The 9115-nt window shown below is 69.0% G+C and carries 9 protein-coding genes; 1 reads left to right on the top strand and 8 read right to left on the bottom strand.

Annotated elements, in window-relative coordinates:
* Positions 1–146: 146 nt before the first annotated feature.
* The 6 genes from rlmB to AC0Z36_RS23265 all read right to left on the bottom strand — a co-directional run bounded on the left by rlmB (position 147) and on the right by AC0Z36_RS23265 (position 5308).
* On the bottom strand, positions 147–1115 hold the full coding sequence (rlmB, locus tag AC0Z36_RS23290) for a 23S rRNA (guanosine(2251)-2'-O)-methyltransferase RlmB (protein WP_485464964.1): 969 nt from the start codon (positions 1113–1115) through the stop codon (positions 147–149).
* Between the two features lie 163 nt (positions 1116–1278).
* Positions 1279–2673: a cysteine--tRNA ligase gene (gene cysS / locus AC0Z36_RS23285; RefSeq protein WP_485464963.1), complete on the bottom strand. Its 1395-nt coding sequence runs from the start codon at positions 2671–2673 to the stop codon at positions 1279–1281.
* A 61-nt stretch (positions 2674–2734) separates the two neighbouring features.
* Positions 2735–3127 (bottom strand): PPOX class F420-dependent oxidoreductase, encoded by a 393-nt coding sequence (locus AC0Z36_RS23280; RefSeq protein ID WP_485464962.1) that lies wholly within the window; start codon positions 3125–3127, stop codon positions 2735–2737.
* An 89-nt stretch (positions 3128–3216) separates the two neighbouring features.
* Positions 3217–3723, bottom strand: a complete 507-nt coding sequence (gene ispF, locus AC0Z36_RS23275) for a 2-C-methyl-D-erythritol 2,4-cyclodiphosphate synthase (protein WP_485464961.1) — start codon at positions 3721–3723, stop codon at positions 3217–3219.
* A gap of 172 nt (positions 3724–3895) precedes the next feature.
* Complete coding sequence (ispD, locus tag AC0Z36_RS23270; protein ID WP_485464968.1) at positions 3896–4660, bottom strand: 2-C-methyl-D-erythritol 4-phosphate cytidylyltransferase; 765 nt, start codon at positions 4658–4660, stop codon at positions 3896–3898.
* Between the two features lie 165 nt (positions 4661–4825).
* On the bottom strand, positions 4826–5308 hold the full coding sequence (locus tag AC0Z36_RS23265) for a CarD family transcriptional regulator (protein WP_485464960.1): 483 nt from the start codon (positions 5306–5308) through the stop codon (positions 4826–4828).
* A 405-nt stretch (positions 5309–5713) separates the two neighbouring features.
* Between AC0Z36_RS23265 and AC0Z36_RS23260 the strand changes: the two genes are divergently transcribed.
* The gene (locus AC0Z36_RS23260) at positions 5714–6400 is read left to right on the top strand and encodes a copper chaperone PCu(A)C domain-containing protein (RefSeq protein WP_485464959.1); all 687 of its coding nucleotides are present in this window, start codon (positions 5714–5716) and stop codon (positions 6398–6400) included.
* 117 nt (positions 6401–6517) lie between these two features.
* Here AC0Z36_RS23260 and AC0Z36_RS23255 read toward each other — a convergent pair whose 3' ends face one another.
* Positions 6518–7201 carry a response regulator gene (locus AC0Z36_RS23255; protein WP_485464958.1) on the bottom strand — a complete coding sequence of 228 codons (684 nt, stop codon included), beginning with the start codon at positions 7199–7201 and terminating at the stop codon, positions 6518–6520.
* Positions 7198–8403 carry a sensor histidine kinase gene (locus AC0Z36_RS23250; protein ID WP_485464957.1) on the bottom strand — a complete coding sequence of 402 codons (1206 nt, stop codon included), beginning with the start codon at positions 8401–8403 and terminating at the stop codon, positions 7198–7200. The genes AC0Z36_RS23255 and AC0Z36_RS23250 overlap by 4 nt, the downstream gene beginning before the upstream one ends.
* Between the last annotated feature and the right edge of the window lie 712 nt (positions 8404–9115).

Here is a 9115-nt window from a genome sequence, read left to right as displayed (position 1 = left end):
GCTTTCCCGGGCGACGCGCAGGCGCCGAGCGACGACTGAGCGAAGCGAAGACGGCGGGAGGAAAACGCCTGCGCTTGGAGCCCGGAATCAGCACAACCTGCGCTTGGAGCCCGGAATCAGCACAGCCCGCGCTTGGAGCCCGGTATTTAAAGAGCTCGCTTACGCGCGATTTCGTACAGGACCACACCGGCCGCGACGCCCGCGTTCAGCGATTCGTTGCCCGACGCCATCGGAATCCGCACCCGGATGTCGCAGGTCTCGGAGACCAGGCGGGACAGGCCCTTGCCCTCGGAACCCACGACGACCACGACCGGCTCGGTCGCCGCCGCCAGTTCGGACAGTTCGACCTCACCGTCGGCCGCCAGGCCGACGACCAGCAGACCCTGCTTCTTGAAGTTCTTCAGCGACTGGGTCAGGTTGGCGACCTGGGAGATCGGGATGCGGGTGGCCGCACCGGCCGAGGTCTTCCACGCGCCGGCCGTCATCGAGGCCGCGCGGCGCTCGGGGATGACCACACCGTCGCCGCCGAAGGCCGCCACCGAGCGGATGACCGCACCGAGGTTGCGCGGGTCCGTGACACCGTCGAGCGCGACGATCATCGGCTTGCCGGGGCTGCCGAACGCGGCCTGGAGCAGGTCGTCGGGGTGCACGTAGGAGTACGGCGGGATCTGCAGGGCGATGCCCTGGTGGATCGCGCCGTCGGTCAGCCGGTCCAGCTCGGGGCGCGGGGCCTCGAGGATCGGGATCTTCCGGTCGTTGGCGATCTTCATCGCCTCACGGACGCGGTCGTCCGCGTCGATGAACTGCGCGATGTACAGCGAGATCGCCGGGATCTCCGCCTGCAGCGCCTCAAGCACCGAGTTACGGCCGGCGATCAGCTCGGACGGACCCTTGCTGTTGCCGCGCGACGGGCGGCGGGCGGTCCGGGGGCCGCCTTGGACGGCACGCCTCGCGGCGGCGTTGGCGGCGCGCTGCTTGGGGTGGCCCTTGCGTGCTTCACCGGGCGGCGTCGGGCCGCGGCCCTCCAGGGAACGGCGCGGCTTGCCGCCGGAACCGGCTGTCGCGACCTTCTTGTTCGAGGTGCGGCGACCTCGGCGTTCGGAGTTTCCAGCCATGACGTACATCTCCTTCGGTGGTTCTTGCGTCGCACCGAGGTGGTGCAGCCAGGAAAAAAGTGCTGTCGCTCAGCCGTGCGGAGCGGGCCCGGTCAGGACGCCCGTTCCACAGGCACGGCCGGGCTTGAGAACCCGGCTGTCACAGCCAAAACCTCAATAGTACTTATGCGATGGACCATCGCGCACCGCCCGCGGTGTCCTCCACCACGATCCCGGCGGCGGTGAGACGGTCCCGGACCGCGTCCGCGGCGGCGTAGTCCTTGCGGGCCCGCGCCGCCTGGCGCTGTTCGAGGGCGAGGCCGACGAGGTGGTCTACGACGTTTTTGAGCTCGTCGCCGCCGGACGCGCGGGACGCCCACGGCTCGGTGTGCGGGTCGAGCCCGAGCAGCCCCAGCATCGCCCGGACCGCCGTCAGGTGCGCGGTCGCGGCGTCCTTGTCCCCGGCGGCGAGTGCGGTGTTGCCGTCCCGGACTGCGTTGTGCAGTACGGCCATGGCCTGCGGCGTCGCCAGATCGTCGTCCATCGCCGCGGCGAACTCCGCCGGGACTTCGGACGCCGGGGCGAGCGGGCCGAGGGTCTCCGCGGCACGGTCGAGGAAGTTCTCGATCCGGGCGAAGGACGTCGCGGCCTCCTGGAGCGCCGGCACGCTGTACTCGATCATCGAACGGTAGTGCGGTGCGGCCAGGTAGTAGCGCAGCACGATCGGCGGCCACTTCTTGACCATGTCGGAGACCAGCACCGAGTTGCCGAGCGACTTGCTCATCTTCTCGCCGCTGAGCGTCACCCAGGCGTTGTGCATCCAGTAGCCGGCGAATTCGTCACCGGCCGCCTTGGACTGGGCGATCTCGTTCTCGTGGTGCGGGAAGATCAGGTCGAGCCCGCCGCCGTGGATGTCGAACGCCTTGCCGAAGTAGGCGTGTGCCATCGCGGAGCACTCCAGGTGCCAGCCGGGCCTGCCCCGGCCCCACGGGGTGGCCCAGGACGGCTCACCGGGCTTCGCGGCCTTCCACAGGGCGAAGTCGCGCGGGTCGCGCTTGTCCCCGCGCCCGCCGTCACCGGGGTCGCGCATGTCGGCGACCTTCTGCCCGGACAGCGCGCCGTACCCGGGGTACGAAGCGACGCTGAAGTAAACGTCGCCGCACTCGGTCGGGTAAGCGTGGCCGTTGTCGATCAGCCGCTGCATCATCTCGACCATGTCCGGGACGTGCCCCGTCGCCCGCGGCTCGACCGTGGGTGCCAGGCAGCCGAGCGCGTCGTAGGCGGCGTTGAAGGCGCGCTCGTTGCGGTGCGCGGTCTCCCACCAGGCGACCCCGGCTTCCGCCGACTTCGCGATGATCTTGTCGTCGATGTCGGTGACGTTGCGGCAGAAGGCGACTTCAAGACCGCGGTACGTCAGCCAGCGACGCAGTATGTCGAAGTTCAGCCCGGACCGGATGTGCCCGATATGTGGCGGCGCCTGCACGGTTGCCCCACACAGGTAGATCGTGGCCTTACCCGCTTCGAGCGGCACGAACTCCCTGACGGTACGGCTACCGGTGTCGTACAGGCGCATATTCACAGGCTCAAGTTTAGGGGAGACGGACGCCGTCCCACGACGTAGTTCCGTGACCGCCCCGGGGTCACCCCGCGACAACCACCTTGTCGGGCCGGATGCGGACGACGACCCGCTCGTCGTCGGGGCCGTCGTTGGTGTACGGACCGCCGGTGTAGATCTGCGAGAGCTCCTGGATCAGCTCCGGCGCGCCCTTCCCCTCCAACGTCGCCGTGCCCCGCACCTCGACGTACGAATAGGGGTTCTCCGCCGGGCTGACCAGCACGGTCACCTTGGGCTCCCGCTCGATGTTGCGGTGTTTGCGGCGGCCCTTGAGCGTCGACACCAGCACGTCGTCGCCGTCCGTCTTCGCCCAGACCACCGAAAGCTGGGGGCGGCCGTCCGGCTCGACGGTGGCGATGGTGGCGAAGTGCTTGCCGTCGATGAGTTCACGGGCTTCGGCGGGCAGCGTGGCAGACATGGGGGTCCCTCCAGATCAAAAACCGAAAGAAGAAGTCGTACAGGGTCTCCCTGCGACACTGCCGACCCGCGCGAGTCCACAAAACCACTTCAGGCCCGGGGGAACACCATCGCCGTGGCCAGCGCGGCCAGCCCCTCGGCACGGCCGGTCAGCCCCAGGCCGTCGGTTGTGGTCGCGGACACCGACACCGGTGCCCCGGCCGCCGCGGACAGCATGGCCTGCGCCTCCGCGCGACGTGGGCCGATCTTCGGCCGTACCCCGATGACCTGCACCGCGATGTTGCCGATCTCCCAGCCGGCTTCCCGGACCAGGCGTGCGGCCTCGGTCAGCAGCGTGTGGCCCGAAGCACCCTTGAACTCGGGGCGGGACGTGCCGAAGTGCGCGCCCAGGTCGCCGATCCCGGCGGCGGAGAACAGCGCGTCGCAGGCCGCGTGCGCGGCGACGTCACCGTCGGAGTGCCCGGACAGCCCGGTCTCACCGGGCCAGTGCAGCCCGGCCACCCACAGCTCACGCCCCTCTTCGAACGGGTGCACGTCCACCCCGATGCCGACGCGCGGCAGCAACACCGGCGGGAAGACCACGGATTCGGGCTGCACGGACACGTCGCTCCAGGAGAATCAGTTCGTACGGGAAAGCCCGTGCGTCCGGGCCGGGTCTTACCGGCCCGTTTCTCCGGGCCGGTGTTTTCCGGGCCGGGTTCTCTAACGCCGGGTTCTACTGCCGGGCCGGGTTCTACTGCCGGGCCGGGTTCTACTGCCGGGCCGGGTTCTACTGCCGGGCCGGGTTCCGCCGGGACAGCAACAGTGCCTCGGCGATCAGGAGGTCGAACGGCCGGGTGACCTTGAAGGCCTCCTCCGAACCGGGCACCACGGTCACCGTACGGCCCAGGGCCTCGACCATGCCGGCGTCGTCGGTCGCGCCGTCCTTGCCGAAGACCCCGTCGGCCGCGGCCTTGTGCGCGGCGGCCAGCGCCTCTCGCCGGAAGCCCTGCGGCGTCTGGACAGCGCGCAGGACAGAGCGGTCGACCGTACGGAGGACCTGCTCGACTGCGTCGACGGCTTCGACCTGCTTGATCGTGTCGACCACCGGGATCGCGGGGATCACCGCGTCGGCTCCGGCGGCCACCGCGTCGACCACCGCGTCCACGACCGAAACCGGGACAAAGGGCCGTGCGGCGTCATGGACCAGGATGATGTCGAAGTGCACCGGGGCCGCGTCGAGCGCGTTGGCCACCGACTGCTGCCGGGTGTCTCCACCGGCCACCACGATGAGCTGCGGGACTTCAGCACCTGAAATCCCGTACGACGTCAAAAGGCCACGCACCCCGGACACTTCGTCCGGGGGCGCGGCCACGATGATCGCGCCTACTCCGCTTGCCTGCGCCAGCGAGTGGACGGCGTGCACCAGCATCGGTACATCGCCCAGCTCCCGCAGCGCCTTGGGTGTGCCACCACCCAGCCGCAGTCCCTGGCCGGCAGCGGGGACCAGGACCGCCGCACGTCCCGCCCTGACACCTGACCCGACGGAAAGAATCGGATCAGGGTCGGCGCTGGTTGCGGCGGCCACACCGGGACCGACCGTCTGAGGAGTCTCCACCTGCACGGTCAGCCCTTTGCTCAAAAACCGTTGTCCCGTAGCTCCGCCTTGCGGGAAGCTGTGCGTCCGGACCCCCTGGGGTCCAGAACACCGGGTCGTGCGTCAGGAGGCGAGAACCTCGTCGAGGATCGCCTCGGCCTTGTCCTCGTTGGTGTTCTCCGCGAGCGCCAGCTCGCTGACCAGGATCTGCCGTGCCTTGGCGAGCATGCGCTTCTCACCTGCGGACAGCCCTCGGTCACGCTCGCGGCGCCACAAGTCGCGCACCACTTCGGCAACCTTGATAACGTCGCCGGAGGCGAGCTTCTCGAGGTTTGCCTTGTAGCGGCGCGACCAGTTGGTCGGCTCCTCGGTGTGCGGCGCACGCAGCACCTCGAAGACGCGCTCGAGCCCTTCCTGGCCGACCACATCGCGCACACCGACGAACTCTGCGTTCTCCGCCGGTACGCGAACCGTCAAATCACCCTGGGCGACCTTCAACACCAAGTAGGTCTTGTCCACACCCTTGATCGCACGCTGCTCGATCGCCTCGATCAGCGCGGCGCCGTGATGGGGGTAGACCACGGTGTCGCCAACCTTGAACGTCATTTGACAGGTACCCCTTCCGTGGCTATCTAGAGTAACACGGCTTACGCCCCTAACGAATGGCGTTTCCGCAGGTCAGAGCGGTCCACAGGGCTTGACAACACCCCTTCCGGCGTGCTTCGACCTGCTTTTGGAGTCGGTTCATGCGATCCTTAAACACGTCGCACAACCCCTTTTTCCTGGGGTTTTACATCGAACACAAGATCGGTTGAGTCGCGGGTCGGCGGATTGTCCGGGTGACGTCAGAAAGCCGCAGGCGGTGAGCCGAGTGCGCCTGTCCGCCGACGACTGAGTACGCTGAGCCCGGCTCCGGTCCGCTTCCCGATCATGGGAGCACTCCTTTTCCTTCGGATGACGCCGGGCCGGCCCTGTTGATCCGAGTTCCGATCGCCAAGGAGATGCGCCGACGTGAGCCGCAGCCTTCGACGCGGCGCCGTCGCCGCCGTACTCGCCCTCGCACTTTCCCCTCTCGCAGCCTGCGCGAGCGGCGGTGACGCGGCTACGCATGAGATGAAGCCCAAGACCGCGCACACCGCCGCGGGGGACATCAAGATCCAGAACCTGCAGCTCGTCACTGGCGACCCCAAGGTGAACCCCCGGGACATCGCCCTGGGCGCGTCCCTGATCAACAACGGGGCCCAGGACGACACGGTCACCCGGATCACCCTGGACGGCGGCGCCGGACCGGCCACCCTGCCCGGTGGCCCTGTCCGGATTCCGGCGCACGGTGCGGCGCTCCTGGTGCCCAAGCCCGCGCAGGAGGAACTGCCGTCCACCAGTCCGCAGGCGGCCAAGTACCTCGGTACGGCGCTGTTCTCCGGCACCAAGGGCGTAACCGCAGGCGACTACCGCAAGGTCACCTTCTTCTTCGAGAAGTCCGGTGAGGTCACGGTGGACGTCGCGGTGCACCTCCCGGACTCCTACCTCCAGGCGCTGATGCCGTCGGCCCCGGCCGCCCCCGTGGGGGCCCCGTCGGTCGCCCCGGCTGCTTCCGCGACCCCTGCGGCCACCGGCACGCCGAACGCCTCCGGAACGCCGGGCTCCCCCGTGTCCGGTACGCCGCGCGGCTCTGAGAGCAGCGCCGCGAACCGCTGAGGACGTCTGCTCCCAGGAAAGAGGGGCTGTACGCGCCGGCTGGCGCGTACAGCCCCTCTTTTTTGCTGTTCCTATCCTGCTGTTCCCAGACCCTGCTGTTCCCAGACCCTGCTGTTCCTAGGCTTCGAACTTGTAGCCCAGGCCGCGCACGGTGACCAGGTGCTGCGGGGCGCCCGGGTCCGGCTCGACCTTCGCCCGCAGGCGCTTGACGTGCACGTCCAGCGTCTTCGTGTCGCCGACGTAGCCAGCGCCCCAGACACGGTCGATCAGCTGCATCCGGGTGAGCACCCGCCCCGAGTTGCGGAGCAGGAGTTCGAGCAGGTCGAACTCCTTGAGCGGCAGGTCCACCTTGACGCCGTCCACGGTCACCCGGTGCCGGTCCACGTCCATGCGGACCGGACCGGCCTCCAGGATGTGCGATTCGGACTCCGGGGCATCCCCGCCGTGCCTGCGCAGCACGGCGTGGATACGGGCGACGAGCTCGCGGGACGAGTAGGGCTTGGTGACGTAGTCGTCCGCGCCGATCTCCAGGCCGACGACCTTGTCCACCTCGCTGTCCTTGGCGGTCACCATGATGACTGGGACGTTGGACTTCGCGCGCAGTCGACGGCAGACCTCGGTCCCGGGCAAGCCCGGCAGCATGAGGTCGAGCAGGACCAGGTCCGCGCCGCCCTGATCGAACTGCTCCAGCGCTTCCGGCCCGGTGGCCGCGACGCTGACCTCAAAGCCTTCCTTGCGGAGCATGTACGACAGCGCGTCGCTGAAGGACTCCTCGTCCTCTACGACGAGCAACCGGGTCATCCTGTGGCCTCCACGGATTGTGTTTCAGGCTTGGGTTCCGACTTGGGTGCCGAACCGACGGACCGGTTTACCGGCGGCGACGTCAGCGGCAGTTGTACGACGAACGTCGTGCCCACCCCCTCCAGGCTACGGACGGCGACTTCACCGCCGTGACCGGCCACGATGTGTTTGACGATGGACAGGCCCAGACCGGTGCCGCCGGTGGCCCGGGAACGGGCCGGGTCGACCCGGTAGAAGCGTTCGAAGATGCGGTCGAGGTCGCGTTGCGGGATGCCGATGCCCTGGTCGGAGACCGTGATGACGGCGGTACCACCCTTCGTCCGTACGTCGATGTCGACGCGGGTGCGCTCCTGGCTGTAGTTGACCGCGTTTTCGACGAGGTTGCCCACCGCGGTGACCAGTTGGTTGTGGTCACCCGCGACGTACAGGTCGCCGTCACCGCCGACGGTCAGCCGGATCTGCTTGGCCATGGCCAGCTGGCGGCAGCGGTCGACCGCCTCGACGGTCAGATCGTCCACCGGAACCGCGGTGATGGCTTTGAGCGGTCCGTCGTTCTGCACCCGGGACAGGTCGATGAGCTCCTGGACGAGGCTGGTCAGGCGGGCCGATTCGATCTGCATGCGCCCGGCGAAGCGGATGATCGCCTCCGGGTCGTCACTGGCGTCCATGACGGCTTCGGCGAGCAGTGACAGGGCACCCACGGGCGTTTTGAGCTCATGGCTGACGTTGACCACGAAGTCGCGGCGGACCGCGTCGACCCGGCGGGCCTCAGTCCGGTCCTCGACCAGCAGCAGGACCAGTTTGGAACCGAGCGGCGCGACCCGGGCCGACACTTCCATCTCGCCGCCGTCACGGCGCGGCAGGGTCAGATCGTGCTGGCGTATCTCGCCGTCGCGCCGGGTGTCGTGGGCGAAGCGCAGGAGGTCTTCCGGAACCAGTTGGTCGCCCCGGACCAGCCCTTGCCGGTAGGCCGCCGAGCTGGCTTTGAGGACCACGTCGCGCTCGTCCAGGACGACGGCTGAGGACCGCAGTACGGACAGCACCGTGGCCACGCCGGGGGGCAGGGCGGGCTCCTGCGCCGTCCTGTCCGACTGCCGTCCTGCCTGATCCCGCTCGCTCCACCGGAAGGCCAGGGTGCCGATGACACCCACGGACAGTCCGGCCAGGGCGGTGAGGGTGGCCACGGCCACGTTCACATCCACACTCGCCAGGGTAAGGCTCACCCGGACGGGTGAAACCCCTGGACAGGGTGCGTGTCCAGTGCGTCGGGAGATCTTCACCGGTCGTTCATCCGGTGCACGGGGCTGGTTCAGGTTGCCCGCCCGTCCGCCGCGAACCGGCCCGGACTACCGGCGCGCGGTGGTGCGACCGGCACCCTGAAAGCCCCGGTGCGCGGGGTTTTGCGGGTATCCGCCCGTTGACGCGGCGTTGCCGACCGGGTTGACTCGGAGGCGGGCGGTACCTCCGTTCGAGTGAAACCCGCGGCGGTTCTTCTTTCAGTTCCGGGCAGCGGATTGACTCGCCGGTGGACGCGACACCGTCCGCGTACGAACGTCACCTGCGCATGCAACGGAGGTCGCTCGACGATGCCGACCAATGAGAGTCCCAAGCCGGGCTGCAGCTGCCCGACGAGTTGCGGCTGCGGCTGCAAGTCAGGCCAGAACTGCAACTGCGGGGGGAGCTGCGGCAAGAAGTAGTCCGGCCACCCGCTGATTCCGAAGGCTCCACGGGCCACCCGGCCCCTTCCGTGAGACCGGGCGGCCCGTGGTTTCTCCGGCCTACCGCTCGCCCCCCGCCGCCGCCGAATCGCCACGGCGGCCCGGGGCTCCCCCGGGGCTCGTCGAATCCGCCGACCTGACGGTGCAGGACCCGCCGCGCGACAGACGGCCCACAGAAGGCCCACAGACGGCCCAG

It is taken from the genome of Kitasatospora sp. UYEF31, assembly GCF_057291755.1.
The sequence above is the reverse complement of the archived record's forward strand: the minus strand, read 5'-3'. Positions and strand labels throughout refer to the sequence as shown.